This is a genomic window from Microbulbifer sp. MLAF003, assembly GCF_030012965.1.
Lineage (GTDB): Bacteria > Pseudomonadota > Gammaproteobacteria > Pseudomonadales > Cellvibrionaceae > Microbulbifer > Microbulbifer variabilis.
Genome location: NZ_CP120232.1, coordinates 2,654,594 through 2,668,905, shown reverse-complemented (window position 1 = coordinate 2,668,905; position 14,312 = coordinate 2,654,594). Strand labels below are relative to the sequence as shown.

The window sequence follows — 14,312 nt, the reverse complement described above, 5'->3', positions numbered from 1 at the left end:
CTTGACGGGCGAGCATTTTGCACGAAAAGGCTGAATAGAGCAAAGGGCGTGTGCTAGTGCTTTAGAGAGACTTCAGGCTCCAGCGGTTTTCCTTAAGCATTTCAATCGGTCGAAACTGGCTTTTGTAGGCCATTTTGTGGCACTGCTCTATCCAGTAACCCAGGTAGAGATTGGGGAGTCCGAGTCGCCTGGCCCATTCAATCTGGTAGAGAATGCAGTAACTGCCCAAGCTGCGCTTGTCCTCATCCGGGTCGAAGAAAGTATAGATGGCAGAGAGGCCAGCGGTGAGCAGGTCAGTAACAGCTACTGCAACCAGCTTGCCTCTAGCGCGCAACTCAATATAGCGGGTGGCTCCCCAAGCCTGGCTCAGGAAACTTCGGTATTGTTCCCGGCTGGGTGGATACATCTCTCCGTCGGCATGGCGTTGCTCAATGTAGCGAGCATACAACTCGTAGTGCTCGTCAGTATCAATAGACTCGATGTGGAAGATATCCAGGTCTCGATTGCGTTTCCAGCAGCGGCGCTGGTTGCGATCTGGTACAAACAGGTTCACCGGCACCCTTGCCGGAATGCAAGCCCTACATGTGGCACATTGTGGGCGGTATAGGTAGGCGCCACTGCGGCGGAAACCCAGCTCGGACAGACGGTTGTACAGGCGTTGGTCCACCTCTGTCTGGGGGTCCACAAAAACCGTGGTGGCCTCCCGGTCCGGCAGGTAGCCGCAGGGGTGGGGCAGCGTGGCCAGCAAGCGTACAGAATCCAGTTGCGAATATTTACCCATAAGTCCAACAAAGCTTCCAAGGCTGTGGAAATGCGGGCTGTCTAATTCCGCTTTCCAGCAATTGTTCGAAATCCCTACGGCACAATTCAATGGCCCCCAGGCTGGTCAGGTGCGGGTTACTAACCTGGCAGTCGACGAGCGGGCAGCCCCACAATTCTAATTGCCGAATGAGGTGGACAAAAGCGACTTTGGAAGCGTCTGTTTCTCTGTGAAACATCGACTCGCCAAAGAACACTTTGCCAATGGCCAGTCCATAGAGTCCTCCAACAAGCTTGCCCTCTCGCCACACCTCTACAGAGTGGGCATGGCCGAGATGATGCATATCTACGTAGGCCTGGCACATCTCATCAGTGATCCAGGTGCCATCTTCGCCGGACCTGGGCGCGCGGCAGGCATCGATGACCTCCTCGAATGCCTGGTCAAATGTAACCTGAAAGGCTCCGCGGCGCAGTACTTTGCGAAGGCTTCGCCCGATCTTAAAGTCGTGGGGAATAACTACACAGCGTGGTGAGGGGCTCCACCAGAGAATGGGTTGCTCGTCGGAGTACCAGGGGAATATCCCGCGTCGGTACGCTGCGAGCAGCCAGTCTGGTGATAGGTCACCGCCAACTGCGAGCAAACCGTTGGGATCATCCAATGCCGCTCTAGTAGGGGGAAGTCGATATGGTTTTCATCGAGCCACATCAAGCGGCTTTGGGTATTCCTTGCCACAAGCTGACTCCTGTCCGAGGAGATGGCGGGGGTCCGGGCGGAGAGATTCCACCCGGAGTGGGAGGGTGTTACTGGGCGTCCAGGAAGCGCTCGGCGTCCAGGGCCGCCATACAGCCGGTGCCGGCAGAAGTTACAGCCTGACGGTAGATATGATCAGAGACGTCACCGGCTGCAAATACGCCGGGAATGGATGTTTGGGTGGCATTACCCTCCAGGCCGCTTTGAACGATGATATAGCCACCATTCATTTCCAGCTGACCTTCAAAGATGCCGGTATTTGGCTTATGGCCAATGGCGATAAATACACCGGACACATCCAGCTCTTTGGTGGAGTCGTCCTGGGTGCTACGAACCCGCAGTCCCGTTACGCCGTTGTCATCGCCCAAAACCTCGTCCAGAGTGTGGTGCCAGCAAACCTTGATGTTGCCGTTTTCCACTTTTTCCATCAGGCGGTCCTGCAGAATTTTCTCCGCACGCAGTTCATTGCGGCGGTGAATCAGGGTTACTTCACCGGCGATATTGGACAGGTAAAGCGCCTCTTCAACGGCGGTGTTACCACCACCTACAACTGCTACTTTTTGATCGCGGTAGAAGAAACCATCGCAAGTTGCACAGGCGCTCACACCGCGCCCCTGAAAGGCTTCCTCGGACGGAAGACCTAAGTACTGGGCTGAGGCGCCAGTAGCGATGATCAGTGAGTCACAAGTGTAAGTCTCATTGCCCTTGAGGGTGAATGGGCGCTGGTTGAGGTCAACAGATTCAATGTGATCGAAAATGACCTGGGTGTCGAAACGCTCTGCGTGTTGCTGCATTTGTACCATCAAATCTGGGCCCTGCAGATCAGGGATGCCGCCCGGCCAGTTTTCAACTTCGGTTGTGGTGGTCAGCTGCCCACCTTGCTGCATACCGGTGATAACTACAGGATTCAGGTTAGCGCGGGCAGCGTAAATGGCGGCAGTGTAGCCTGCGGGGCCCGAGCCGAGAATGATCAGTCGATGATGATTGTTGCTCATGAAATTCTCTTTAAGACTGTCGGTGTGCAAAGTTTCCCCGGCGAACCGGGTTTCACAAGTCTGGCTACTTTTTGATCAGCCGGGACTATCAAGTTGGCGGATATAATAGGCGATAGTTACAAATGGGCGAAATAGTTTGCCTTAATTTGTTCCATTGGAAAGTGCTATCTGTGAGAGAGGTGTGTGACAGAGGCTCCCCCGACAATGGTTAAATGATGACAGATCATATGAATAAATTACCTTAGTAAGATAAGCTAATTGATTGATATATATGAAATTATACTTAATTAAAATTAATTCTTGGGACGGAACAAGGTTGTGCCTAAAGGTTAGGCGCCAGTCAGTTTTATGTTGGTTCAGATGTTGCCCTTGGATTTTAGATGGGAGGTAGGTGGAGGACCTGAGACTGTCAGCAGCAGGATAGGGCATCCCGCCCTTATTTCAGTTTGAATGAGGCAGTCCAGACCTTCGCAACAGAGATAGTGGATGGCGTTTTTTCTATCCGGCCACTTTTTGTTTTGAAGCCCCGTGGACATCATCGTGCAAGCCAGCACGACCTACCGGACTTGGCGGAGACCTTCGTATCGCTCAGCCGTAAAGCCAGGTGCGATATTGTTGCGGATGGGTACAATGTCCGCACTGTGGATGTTCTTGGCGCCACAAAGATTTCCCCGGAAGTATTGAAGTCTTCGTTAAAGACGCCAGGCATTGCCTTCCAAAAGGAATCTTTTGATGCGGTGGTGCACAAAATGGGTTTGCACTAGGTGATTAGTGTCGGTCAACCAATAGTCATTCAGGGGGCTTATTGAGATTGAAGCCTGGAGGACGGCTCATAGTTTGGGGGTTATTGCCTGGTACTGGCATTCTGCAGGCTGCTTTTATAGATTTTGTGCAAAAATTCAGCATGCCAGTTCATTGTGAGTCCCAGGCGTTTGATCGCTAATTTCTCTGAGAGGATCAGTTGCTATGGCACTTCAAGAGTGCTGATTTTGATGAAGTAGTACAAGTTTCTGTACTGTCTATCGTTTTAGTATGGAAGCCATACTGGGTGCTGAATTGGCCGAAGACCGCAGTAAACTGGTTGCTTTGAACCGGTTTGCGCGAAATAGGATACCGGTGAGCTTAAGACATGGGGCATCCTGGAAGGAAAGTGGGGAGGATCCATCTATCAAGGTATCTGACTGCTTCTTTCGCGCATATAAGCCAAGTTGGCGAAAAACAAATGTGCACAATCCGCGAGCGAACTAACTGAATGTTACTCATAAAAAGACTAGGGTAGAGAGCTGGATAGAAAACTGGGTCAAAGTTAGATGGTAAGGCTGGCCCCAGCTGAGCTGAAAAGCTTTATATTTAGCCAATCTTCAAAAAATCGGCATAAATTTTAGACAGGTGCCGGTTTTGCTAATCATTCTACAAACAACAAATTAGTATTGAGGTAAGCCATTGAAGGCCGAAAGTGCTACTGAAGAGACCTCTGACAAGAGCGGTGCTTTGCCGGATTCACTGATCGCCCGTTTGATTCGCGAAGGCGCATTGATCAGTTTACTAGCTGGGGCGTTATTACTCGCGATCAGTCTGCTGAGTTACGATTCTCAGGATCCCGGTTGGTCCCATACCGGGCAGTCCAGTCAAATTCACAATGCTATCGGCCCAGCTGGCGCTTGGCTTGCGGATGTATGTTTGTCACTGCTTGGTTGGATGGCTTACATATTTCCATTGCTGATCGGCTTGCGCGCATATCGTATTTTGCGTGACCGCAATGCTCGCTTCCATGGTCCTCTCTTTGCCCTCAGGGTTTTTGGATTAATCCTGGTGTTGGTCAGTGGCGCAGCGTTGGCGACATTATGTTTTGCTCCAGCGGACAACCCGTTACCGTTTTCCAATGGTGGAATTATAGGTGCAGCGCTTTCCAGTGCTACCGGTGCAAGCCTTGGTTATGTGGGAGCCACAATTTTATTACTGGCGATATTTGCTATTGGCATTACCGTGTTTACAGGCTTGTCCTGGCTAAAATTGGCGGAATCTATTGGGCGCAACGTGCTGGGATTGTTTGCTCTGCTCATTAGTTTTTATAAGCGCTGGCGCCAAAAACGAACCGAGGTGCGGGTAGCGCGTGAGGCCATAGTGGTGCGCAAAGCTGCGGTAGAAGAAGAAAAGCAACGTACAGCGAAGCGAATCCCGCCGAAGATTGAAGCCACAGCACCCAAGCCCAAGCAAAGCCCGCGTGCAGCCAAAGAGAAACAGGGAGAGCTTTTTAAAAGTGGTCCTGTTACCGGTACTTTGCCGCCTCTGGGATTATTGGACCCTGCCGACCAAAACAAGAAAGCAGGCTTCTCACGAGAGTCTTTGGAGGCCTTATCCCGGCTGCTTGAGTTAAAGCTAAAGGATTTCGGAGTGGTCGCTGAGGTGGTATCTGTTCTACCCGGTCCGGTGGTAACTCGCTTTGAAATCCAGCCAGCTCCAGGAGTGAAAGTCAGTAAAATTTCCAACCTGGCCAAAGACTTGGCGCGCTCCCTGGCGGTGATTAGTGTGCGCGTTGTGGAGGTAATTCCTGGCAAGTCAGTGGTGGGAATTGAGATTCCTAATGAGAATCGCCAGATGGTGCGTCTTAGTGAGGTGTTATCGGCAGATGTTTACGATAATGCCAAGTCGCCATTAACCCTGGCCCTGGGCCACGATATTTCCGGGCAGCCTGTAGTGGCTGATCTTGCGAAGATGCCACACCTTCTTGTAGCCGGGACTACCGGCTCCGGTAAGTCGGTCGGCATCAATGTAATGTTGCTCAGTCTGCTCTACAAGTCGACTCCTGAAGAGGTCCGCCTGATTTTGGTAGATCCAAAGATGTTGGAGTTGTCTGTTTATGAGGGCATCCCCCACCTTCTTACACCGGTTATTACTGATATGAATGATGCAGCCAATGGTCTGCGCTGGTGTGTTGGTGAAATGGAGCGCCGCTATAAGCTGATGGCTGCGATGGGTGTGCGCAACCTGGCAGGTTTTAACCGCAAGTTGAAGGAGGCGGAAGAAGCTGGGGAGCCACTTCTCGACCCATTGTGGCAACCGGATCCTGCTCTGAGCGTGCCCGAAGAGGATCAGACCGCTCCAGCGCTGAAATCGCTTCCCGCTATCGTGGTGGTTATCGATGAATTTGCCGACATGATGATGATCGTCGGTAAAAAAGTGGAGCAGTTGATTGCGCGCATCGCACAGAAGGCCCGTGCCGCAGGAATTCACTTGCTACTCGCGACCCAGCGCCCCTCAGTAGATGTGATTACTGGTTTGATCAAGGCAAATGTGCCTACCCGTATTGCTTTCCAGGTTTCTTCTAAAGTGGATTCTCGGACTATTCTCGATCAGGGTGGTGCTGAGCAGCTACTCGGGCACGGTGACATGTTGTACCTGCCCCCCGGCAGTGGTGTGCCTGTGCGGGTACATGGTGCTTTCGTGGATGACCATGAGGTGCATAAGGTAGTTGCAGATTGGGGGCGTCGCGGACAGCCAGATTATATTGATGGCATCATTGATGACAGCAATAACAGTATCCCAGTACCCGGCCTGCAATCTGAGGGAGGGGAGGATGAAGACCCAGAGGCTGATGCCCTCTATGATGAGGCAGTAGCCTTTGTAACAAAATCCCGGAAAGCCTCTATTTCTTCTGTGCAGCGCCAATTGCGTATCGGCTACAATCGGGCCGCGCGAATTATCGATGCCATGGAGGCTGCTGGTGTTGTTTCCCCTGCGGGGCATAATGGCAACCGCGAGGTATTGGCACCGCCTCCCGCTTAAGCTGAAGAGTCCGAAAAGGGGAGGTGGGGGTTAAGCTACAGTTCACTTGGCTGCGGCTAACCTTTAAGGAAATCAACACACTGGAATTCAATTATGAAAAGTGTTCTGCGCAACTTATTACTAAGTTTGACCGTTGCGACCAGTGCCGCCTGGGCCGATGCTACCGATGATCTCAGCAAACAGTTGCAACCACTGGCGGCGCTGTCTGGAAACTTCAAGCAGACCCTTATTGATGAGCGCGGGAAGGTAACCCAGGAGAGCAACGGTAACTTCTCTGTGCAACGGCCGGGAAAGCTCCGCTGGAAAACAGGGGAACCCTATGCGCAATTGTTGGTTACCAACAATAAAACCCTGTGGCTTTACGACCCGGACCTGGAGCAGGTAACCGTGCGGCCGGTTGACACCCGCATTAAGGAAACTCCGGCGTTGTTGCTTGGAGGCAAAGTAGAAGAGATCCGTAAATCCTTTGATGTAAATCTCAAAGATGGTGTTTATCACCTGACTCCCAAAAACCCCAAAGCCCCTTTTAAGGCAATGGAAATCCACTTTGCTAAGGATGGCTTGCCTGATTCCATGACTGTGCGTGATGGAATGGGGCAGACCACCAAAATTAAATTTAGCGGTATGAAGGCAAACCCGAAATTGTCCGACTCTATATTTAACTTTAAACCGCCCGCTGGTACCGACATTATCAAAGATGAGTGATCTGTTTCATTCCCCTCAAAGACACCAACCCCTGGCTGCTCGTATGCGGCCTAACTCTCTGGCCTCTTATGTGGGCCAGTCGCATTTATTGGGGGAGGGAAAACCGTTGCGCGAGGCGGTGGAGCGTGGTCAGCTGCACTCAATGATTCTTTGGGGGCCACCGGGAGTGGGTAAAACTACTTTCGCCCGATTACTCGCCCAGGAGTGTGATGCTCGCTTTGCCACACTTTCTGCCGTACTGGCTGGAGTAAAGGATATTCGCCAGGCAGTAGCGGAGGCCGAGCAACACAGGATGCAATCCAGCCGCGGCACTATCCTTTTTGTGGATGAGGTTCATCGTTTCAATAAGGCCCAGCAGGATGCGTTTCTTCCCTATGTGGAGGAGGGCACTGTAACTTTCGTTGGCGCCACCACCGAGAACCCCGCTTTCGAGTTAAATAATGCGCTCCTATCGAGGTGCCGAGTTTATCTGTTACGCAGCATTCCCGAAGATGATCTAGCGGGCCTTTTGCAGCGTGCATTGAGAACCGATCAACAGTTGCTCGACCGCAATACCTGTGTACCAGATGAGGTGTTGCTCAAGATTGCGCGTGCGGCCGATGGCGATGCGCGCAGTGCGCTCAATCTACTCGAGGTGGCCTGTGACCTCGCCAAAGAGCAGTCGGGACAGTTGGTTGTCGATGAAAGTGTACTTGCTGAAGTGCTCAGCGCTGATGTGCGTCGTTTCGATAAAGGTGGTGATTATTTTTACGATCAGATTTCTGCCATGCATAAGTCTGTACGTGGTTCCGATCCAGATGCTGCACTTTATTGGTTTGTACGGATGCTGGATGGTGGTTGTGATCCACTTTACGTCGCCCGCAGAGTGGTGCGTATGGCCAGTGAGGACATAGGCAACGCAGACCCGCGCGCATTACAGTTAGCTCTCAACGCCTGGGATGTGCAGGAGAGACTTGGCAGCCCAGAGGGGGAATTGGCAATCGCCCAGGCGATTACGTATCTCGCTGTGGCAGCGAAAAGCAATGCAGTCTATTCGGCTTATAAGCGCGCAGTTGCAGATGTACGTCGCGAGCCTAGCTACGATGTGCCGGTCCACTTGCGCAACGCGCCCACCAAGCTGGCAAAAAGCTTGTCCCATGGAGCTGAGTATCGCTATGCACATGACGAGCCCGATGCCTTTGCCGCGGGAGAAAACTATTTTCCAGAAGAAATTGCGGATCGCCAGTATTACCAGCCTGTCCCGCGGGGGCTGGAATTGAAGATCGCTGAAAAATTGCAGATGCTGCGCCGTCTCAATAGCGAGAGTGGCCAGCAGCGCTACAAATTCAAGCCATAGGTATTAGGGGAAGCAGTAATGCAGTGGCTGGCTATTGCCGTTGGCGGTGCTCTCGGGGCAATCTTTCGCCACTTGGTTACTATATGGTGCTATCCGGTATTCAACGGTAAATTCCCCCTGGGTACCTTGGTGGTTAACATTGTCGGTTCATTTTTAATCGGAATTGCCTATATATTGATCACTCACCGTGCAATGCTCGGGGAGGAATGGCGACTCCTGTTAATGACCGGGTTGTTTGGTGCCCTAACTACCTTTTCCACTTTCTCCCTAGAAAGCTTGATACTGTGGCACAATGGCCAGCCATTGGTGGCAATTGGCTATGTTGTCGGCAGCCTGGTGAGTTGTCTGTTAGCCACTGGAGCCGCTGTCGCCTTGGCGACACGCTATTTTTAACCCAAGTTTATTTAATTTTAAGTTGTAGGAGCCTGATAGCAGGCGAACTGGAAACGATGCTCGATCCCAAACTGATTCGCACGGATATGGACCAAGTGGCCGCAGCTCTAAAAAAGCGTGGTGTAGAACTGGATACTGCCAAACTGGAAGCCCTTGAGGAGCGCCGCAAAGAATTGCAGGTGCGCACTGAGAGCTTGCAAAGCGAGCGCAATAGTAAATCGAAAAATATTGGCCGTGCTAAGGCCAATGGTGAAGATATTGCGCCCTTGCTGAAAGAAGTGGAGTCCCTTGGGGGTGAGCTGCAAAATGCCAAGCATGCATTGACTGAGTTACAGGAAGAACTCGATGCGATCCTGTCGGCAATCCCGAACCTGCCAGATGCATCTGTGCCTGAGGGCGAGAACGAAGATGATAACGTTGAGGTTCGTCGCTGGGGGCAGCCACGCGCATTCGGCTTCGAAGTTAAGGATCATGTGGATCTTGGAACCCAGTTGGGTGGCTTAGATTTCGAAATGGCCGCAAAGCTGACAGGCTCACGTTTTGCCGTAATGTCTGGCGAGGTCGCACGTCTGCACCGAGCCTTGGCGCAATTCATGCTGGATACCCATATCGAAGAGCATGGTTACCAGGAAACTAATGTACCGGTAGTTGTGAACAGTGACTCCCTCTACGGTACTTCTCAGCTACCCAAGTTTGAAGAAGACCTGTTCAAGCTTAAAGATGAACGTGGTTTCTACCTGATTCCAACTGCGGAAGTCCCACTAACCAATATGTACAGAGATCATATTGTTGAGGATGCAGAAACCCTGCCGCACAAACTGGTTGCTCACACGACTTGTTTTCGGTCTGAAGCAGGCTCCCACGGTCGTGACACCCGCGGCATGATTCGCCAGCACCAGTTTGAAAAAGTGGAACTGGTTTGGGTAACACGTCCGGAACAATCTGAAGAGGCTCTGGAAACCCTTACACAGAATGCAGAAACCATTCTGCAAAAACTCAATCTGCCATATCGCACTGTAGTGTTGTGCGGTGGCGATATTGGCTTCGCCGCCCGCAAGACCTACGATATCGAAGTTTGGATACCTTCCCAGGATAAATACCGCGAGATTTCCTCCTGTTCTCTAGTAGGTGATTTTCAGGCCCGCCGTATGAAAGCCCGCTGGCGCAATCCGGAAACTGGTAAACCGGAGCTGGTGCATACCCTGAATGGATCAGGGCTCGCAGTGGGACGAACCCTGATCGCGGTTTTGGAAAACTACCAGCGCGAGGATGGCAGCATTGAGATTCCTGAAGTGCTGCGTCCCTATATGCGCGGCCAGGAAGTTATCTCAGCTTCCTAAGGGCAGTTATCTGAAAGGGTGGGCTTTGTGCTTGCCCTTTTTTGTTGCCGGAACTTATTTTGCTCCGCCTGCTATTTGATGGAATAAAAAGTTGCGCTATTTACCCCTCGCATTTGATGTCAGACAACGCCCCTGCCTAATAGTTGGCGGTGGTTCTATTGCCACCCGTAAAGCGCGTTTGCTCAGTAAAGCTGGTGCGCGCTTGCTAGTGGTTTCCCCGGATATTACCGATGAGCTTCGTCAACTGGTGACAGATTCAGCTGGGGAATGGTTTGAAGCTGGTTATTCTGCTGAATATTTGCAGCGAACAGAACTGGTTGTGGCGGCATCTGACAGTACGGAAGTCAATGCGCAGGTTTCTGCCGATGCGCAGGCCGTACGCTTACCCGTTAATGCAGTGGATGCTCCGGATCTGTGTACTTTCACTTTCCCGGCAATTGTGGAGCGCGGGGATCTATCTATAGGGATCAGCAGCGGAGGAGCTGCCCCGGTCCTGGCACGAAGAATTCGTGCCCAGCTTGAGGCCTTGCTATCGCCGAGTGTCGCGTCCTTGGTGGACTTAGCTTCCCGGATGCGCGCTAAAGTTAAAGCGGCACTGCCAGAAAGCCGGCGTAAGAATTTCTGGGAGTGGGTATTTGCCGGGCCCGTCGCCAGTCGAATGGAAGCAGGCCAGCTGGCAGATGCGGAGAGAGAGCTACTTGAAGCGTTACAAGAGTGGCAAGGCAGCCCCAACCCAGTAGGGGAAGTTTACTTAGTGGGTGGGGGACCAGGAGATCCCGATCTTCTTACTTTTCGTGCATTGCGCCTGATGCAGCAGGCGGATGTTGTACTTTACGATCGTTTAGTATCTCCAGAGGTACTTGAGTTGGTACGTCGGGACGCCGAACGCATTTACGTTGGAAAAAGGAAGGCGTTTCACTCGGTGCCCCAGGATGATATCAACCAGCTACTGGTTGACTTGGCGAGTAAGGGGAAAAAGGTGTTGCGCCTGAAAGGCGGGGACCCCTTTATCTTTGGTCGCGGCGGCGAAGAGATCGATAGGCTGGCTGGAGCGGGAATCCCATTCCAGGTAGTACCGGGTATTACTGCGGCTGCGGGTTGTGCGAGCTATGCGGGTATTCCCTTGACGCATCGAGATCATGCCCAGTCGGTACGATTTGTCACCGGACATTTAAAGGAGGGCAATCTCGACCTGCCTTGGAGTGATCTGGCGTCGCCAGGCCAAACATTGGTTTTCTACATGGGCCTGACAGGGCTGCAGACAATTTGTACCGAGCTGACCCGTCATGGGTTGCCACCTGAAACACCTGCAGCTCTGATTGAAAAGGGGACTACGCGGGCGCAGAGAGTGACTGTGGGAGACCTCTCCACATTGCCAGCGCTGGCAGAAGAAAAAGCTGTGCGCGCCCCAACCCTGACCATTATCGGTGGAGTCGTCAGTTTGCATGAGAAGCTGAACTGGTACCAGCCTGGCTGAGAAAGTAGCCTGGAAGACCTGCGTGGGTTAGGGTCCAGCTGAGTTTGGCACAGAACCTATACTGAGAGTAATTTTTCAGTGGGGTTTGTGGCATGCTGCTGGCGATCCTTTGCTTTTATTGCACTAATATTGTGCGCTTTTTCCTTCCGCAACAGCGGGAGTTTCCATTAGTTGATCCAGCTGACTACTATTCCCGCCGTTACACTTATCATTACCGGCAAAAGAAAGAGTTGGTGAAATGGTTGTGGATAGGGGTTTCACTGGTGATGCTATGTTTCCCACTATTGCCTTTGGTGCTTGGGCTCAGCTTCTTCACCCTTTTCCTGTCTTTTGCCATTCTCGATGAAACGGCGTGACACCCCTGTAAGAGGTGTCCTTGCAATTTTTACTTTAGTGAAGTGTGAGCTTGTAGTGGGTTTCCTGTTCAATCAGGGGGAAGGGTTTCCCTCTACCCAGTCACGATGTCCGCTGTCGAAAAATGGGGAGAGGGGATGGCCACTCTGCCCGGTTGCCATATGGAATATTCCCAAGTCCTCACGTCCAGGTGAAATCACCATGCGCTCAGATGCCCCATGAGTGGGCGACTGGAACCGGGGCATATGTGTATCCCCCGCCAGTGCATCGCTGGGCATTGCAGCAAACCAGTTTATGGCAGGGATAGCTCTTGCAAGTGGGTGGCGAATAGTAGCCGTATTTTGAGCGCCCCAGGTTTGCTGCTGTAAAGGGCTTCCTGTTGCAGCCATTTTATCCAAGACCTGGTTCAGTGCTGCGAGTTTGAGGGCTGTCCAGGATTCAAAATCTGGATTAAGCAATTGCTGTGGTTCCTGCTGAGCCAGTGCCCAGATAGGATACTCAAATTGTCTTTTTAATTGGCCAAAAGAAAACTTGGGGTCAAACTTGCGCATGTAGGCCAGGATAGGAGCAGTGCTAAGTTCCATAAATTTAAGGCGGTAATTGCGCACAATTCGGTAGCCCACTGAATCGGCACTGGCGCGAGCGCCCCAATCCTGAACCTGCTGGTAAACTTCGCTATAGCCCTCCTGATTTTTAAAAAACCAGCCAGGTGCTCTTGCCACCGTTGCAGGAATATAGCGCGGTCATCGAGTTGGATATTTAGTAAGCTTTGTTCGTCGAACTGCTCAAGAGCGAGCAACCCATCGCGAATTTGCTGCTGGCGGGCACCGAGGGCATAGCCGTGGTCACCCATCAATTTCAACCAGTCTCCGTCGGTTGTGCGGGCATTGGCGGTCCAGATACGGTGAGTGGGTGGATTGTAAATGCGTGGCTGCTCTTCGGTTGAAAGGTATCCATTCCAGTAGGCTTCTCCATCAGCCCAGCTGACTGAGCGACTACCATCAAAGCCAACACGACGGGGGATAGCCCCAGCCACAGTCCAGCCGATATTGCCATCCCGGTCACCGACAACAAAATTCTGGTGGGGAATGCCAATTTCTGGTCCAAGATCCAGAGCCTGTTGTGTGGTGGTGGCTGACTCAATGCGCAACAGGTTCATGTTGCCACCTCGAATATCATGGGCTATCCAGCGGTAGGCCAGCGGGACTCCACGATAGTTTTGGCCGATGACCGGCCCCCAGATTGTTTTGCGGACCTCTAGTGTCTCATCCTCTTTACCCTTAATTGCAATAGTTTCTTTCTCGAAGGTGAAGTCCCGCCAGCCATCCGGGGTTCGATATTTGGTAGCGCCCTCATTTAACTCCAGTGGGATAAGATCGCCCCAGTCACCGCCGGTATTGGTGAACCCCCAGGCTACCGCACCGTTACTGCCAGCCACAATAATTGGGCCGCCGGGTAGGGTGACGCCGCGTATTTTTCTATCGCTCCCGGGAATATTCCAACCGGCGCGATACCAGATGTTCGGAACACTTAACCCTAGATGCATATCATTGGCTAAGATGGCACTGCCATGCTCGGTCAATTTTCCACCAACTACCCAATTGTTACTGCCGTAAACTTTATCGTCGCTCTCCATCTCCTGATAAACAATAGGATCGTCCGCTTTCAGCAGTGTAGATATGGGGGTTTGGGGAACAGGGATCTCGGCTTCATTTGGGCCGAAAAGAGGGGCATCCCAAGTCCCGCCTGCAGGGAAAAAGAAAGCGTATAGGTCTTCAGGCAGGAGTTCGGCTAGCGCAGTATCGCGACGTTCAAAATTTCCTTCCTCACTTTGTAACGTCAAGTACATACTGTAAGTTGCCAGCAAGCTGTCGGCGGCATTCCAAGGGCGGGGTTCTTGTCCCAGTAATAAATACTCCCAAGGTTTTGCTCCGAGTTGAGTCAAGCCGAAATTGACCCCTTGTACATAGTGATCGAGCAACTCACGTTGATCAGAGGGCATGACAGCAATATTTCGCTCTGCCCGCTTGCGAAATTGGTGCCTTCTCACCTTTTTATCTTTTTTCAAGGCGGCTTGGCCCAGTAACTCGGATAGTTCACCTGCGGAGTTGCGGCGCAACAAGTCCATCTGGAAAAAGCGCTCCTGTGCATGCAGAAAACCCAGGGCGAAGGCGGAGCTGTTTCGGTCCTTGGACTGAATCATGACCACCCCTTGGGCATCGCGCTGGATTACGACGGGCTCCTCAAGTGAGCCAGTTTCAATTTCGCCACTCAGAATTGGCAGGCTTGATCGCCACCAGGCCCAAATGGAAACTGCAGCCAGAACAAAAATGACTGCCAAAATAATTGGTAAGCGGAACTTCCAGCTTTTTAGATAGGACGTGCGCGCCATAATTCTTCCTGCAAAATATTATTT

General features: G+C 52.0%; 10 protein-coding genes and 2 pseudogenes. 8 read left to right on the top strand and 4 right to left on the bottom strand.

The annotated features are described in order from the left end of the window. Positions 1 to 61 precede the first annotated feature (61 nt). From P3339_RS12720 to trxB, 3 genes and pseudogenes are all read right to left on the bottom strand, one after another. Positions 62 to 781 carry an arginyltransferase gene (locus P3339_RS12720; protein WP_020415263.1) on the bottom strand — a complete coding sequence of 240 codons (720 nt, stop codon included), beginning with the start codon at positions 779 to 781 and terminating at the stop codon, positions 62 to 64. Continuing rightward, a pseudogene (gene aat, locus P3339_RS12715) lies at positions 774 to 1,465 on the bottom strand (leucyl/phenylalanyl-tRNA--protein transferase). The gene P3339_RS12720 and the pseudogene aat overlap by 8 nt, the downstream one beginning before the upstream one ends. A 95-nt stretch (positions 1,466 to 1,560) precedes the next feature. Continuing rightward, positions 1,561 to 2,505 (bottom strand): thioredoxin-disulfide reductase, encoded by a 945-nt coding sequence (gene trxB / locus P3339_RS12710; protein WP_282950717.1) that lies wholly within the window; start codon positions 2,503 to 2,505, stop codon positions 1,561 to 1,563. A gap of 446 nt (positions 2,506 to 2,951) precedes the next feature. On the opposite strand from trxB, the gene P3339_RS12705 reads away from it, so the two are divergent. From P3339_RS12705 to P3339_RS12670, 8 genes are all read left to right on the top strand, one after another. Then, positions 2,952 to 3,269, top strand: a complete 318-nt coding sequence (locus tag P3339_RS12705; protein WP_282950716.1) for a hypothetical protein — start codon at positions 2,952 to 2,954, stop codon at positions 3,267 to 3,269. Positions 3,270 to 3,948: 679 nt separating this feature from the next. After that, positions 3,949 to 6,291: a DNA translocase FtsK gene (locus P3339_RS12700; protein WP_444901665.1), complete on the top strand. Its 2,343-nt coding sequence runs from the start codon at positions 3,949 to 3,951 to the stop codon at positions 6,289 to 6,291. A 93-nt stretch (positions 6,292 to 6,384) separates the two neighbouring features. Beyond that, positions 6,385 to 6,996, top strand: a complete 612-nt coding sequence (lolA, locus tag P3339_RS12695; protein ID WP_020415268.1) for an outer membrane lipoprotein periplasmic chaperone LolA — start codon at positions 6,385 to 6,387, stop codon at positions 6,994 to 6,996. Then, positions 6,989 to 8,332, top strand: coding sequence for a replication-associated recombination protein A (locus P3339_RS12690; RefSeq protein ID WP_282950715.1), 1,344 nt, complete (start codon positions 6,989 to 6,991; stop codon positions 8,330 to 8,332). The genes lolA and P3339_RS12690 overlap by 8 nt, the downstream gene beginning before the upstream one ends. 18 nt (positions 8,333 to 8,350) lie before the next feature. Beyond that, the gene (gene crcB / locus P3339_RS12685; RefSeq protein ID WP_020415270.1) at positions 8,351 to 8,725 is read left to right on the top strand and encodes a fluoride efflux transporter CrcB; all 375 of its coding nucleotides are present in this window, start codon (positions 8,351 to 8,353) and stop codon (positions 8,723 to 8,725) included. A gap of 56 nt (positions 8,726 to 8,781) precedes the next feature. Continuing rightward, the gene (gene serS / locus P3339_RS12680; protein ID WP_282950714.1) at positions 8,782 to 10,065 is read left to right on the top strand and encodes a serine--tRNA ligase; all 1,284 of its coding nucleotides are present in this window, start codon (positions 8,782 to 8,784) and stop codon (positions 10,063 to 10,065) included. Between the two features lie 91 nt (positions 10,066 to 10,156). Further along, positions 10,157 to 11,542 (top strand): siroheme synthase CysG, encoded by a 1,386-nt coding sequence (gene cysG, locus P3339_RS12675; RefSeq protein WP_020415272.1) that lies wholly within the window; start codon positions 10,157 to 10,159, stop codon positions 11,540 to 11,542. Between the two features lie 92 nt (positions 11,543 to 11,634). Then, positions 11,635 to 11,898, top strand: a complete 264-nt coding sequence (locus tag P3339_RS12670; RefSeq protein WP_020415273.1) for a hypothetical protein — start codon at positions 11,635 to 11,637, stop codon at positions 11,896 to 11,898. Between the two features lie 72 nt (positions 11,899 to 11,970). Here the strand turns inward: P3339_RS12670 and P3339_RS12665 are convergent. After that, positions 11,971 to 14,099: pseudogene (locus P3339_RS12665) on the bottom strand (penicillin acylase family protein). Between the last annotated feature and the right edge of the window lie 213 nt (positions 14,100 to 14,312).

Bases quoted from the DNA above. Each gene is read 5' to 3' on its own strand.
- P3339_RS12720 (WP_020415263.1), bottom strand. From the start codon at position 781: ATGGGTAAATATTCGCAACTGGATTCTGTACGCTTGCTGGCCACGCTG.
- trxB (WP_282950717.1), bottom strand. From the start codon at position 2,505: ATGAGCAACAATCATCATCGACTGATCATTCTCGGCTCGGGCCCCGCA.
- lolA (WP_020415268.1), top strand. From the start codon at position 6,385: ATGAAAAGTGTTCTGCGCAACTTATTACTAAGTTTGACCGTTGCGACC.
- P3339_RS12690 (WP_282950715.1), top strand. From the start codon at position 6,989: ATGAGTGATCTGTTTCATTCCCCTCAAAGACACCAACCCCTGGCTGCT.
- crcB (WP_020415270.1), top strand. From the start codon at position 8,351: ATGCAGTGGCTGGCTATTGCCGTTGGCGGTGCTCTCGGGGCAATCTTT.
- serS (WP_282950714.1), top strand. From the start codon at position 8,782: ATGCTCGATCCCAAACTGATTCGCACGGATATGGACCAAGTGGCCGCA.
- P3339_RS12670 (WP_020415273.1), top strand. From the start codon at position 11,635: ATGCTGCTGGCGATCCTTTGCTTTTATTGCACTAATATTGTGCGCTTT.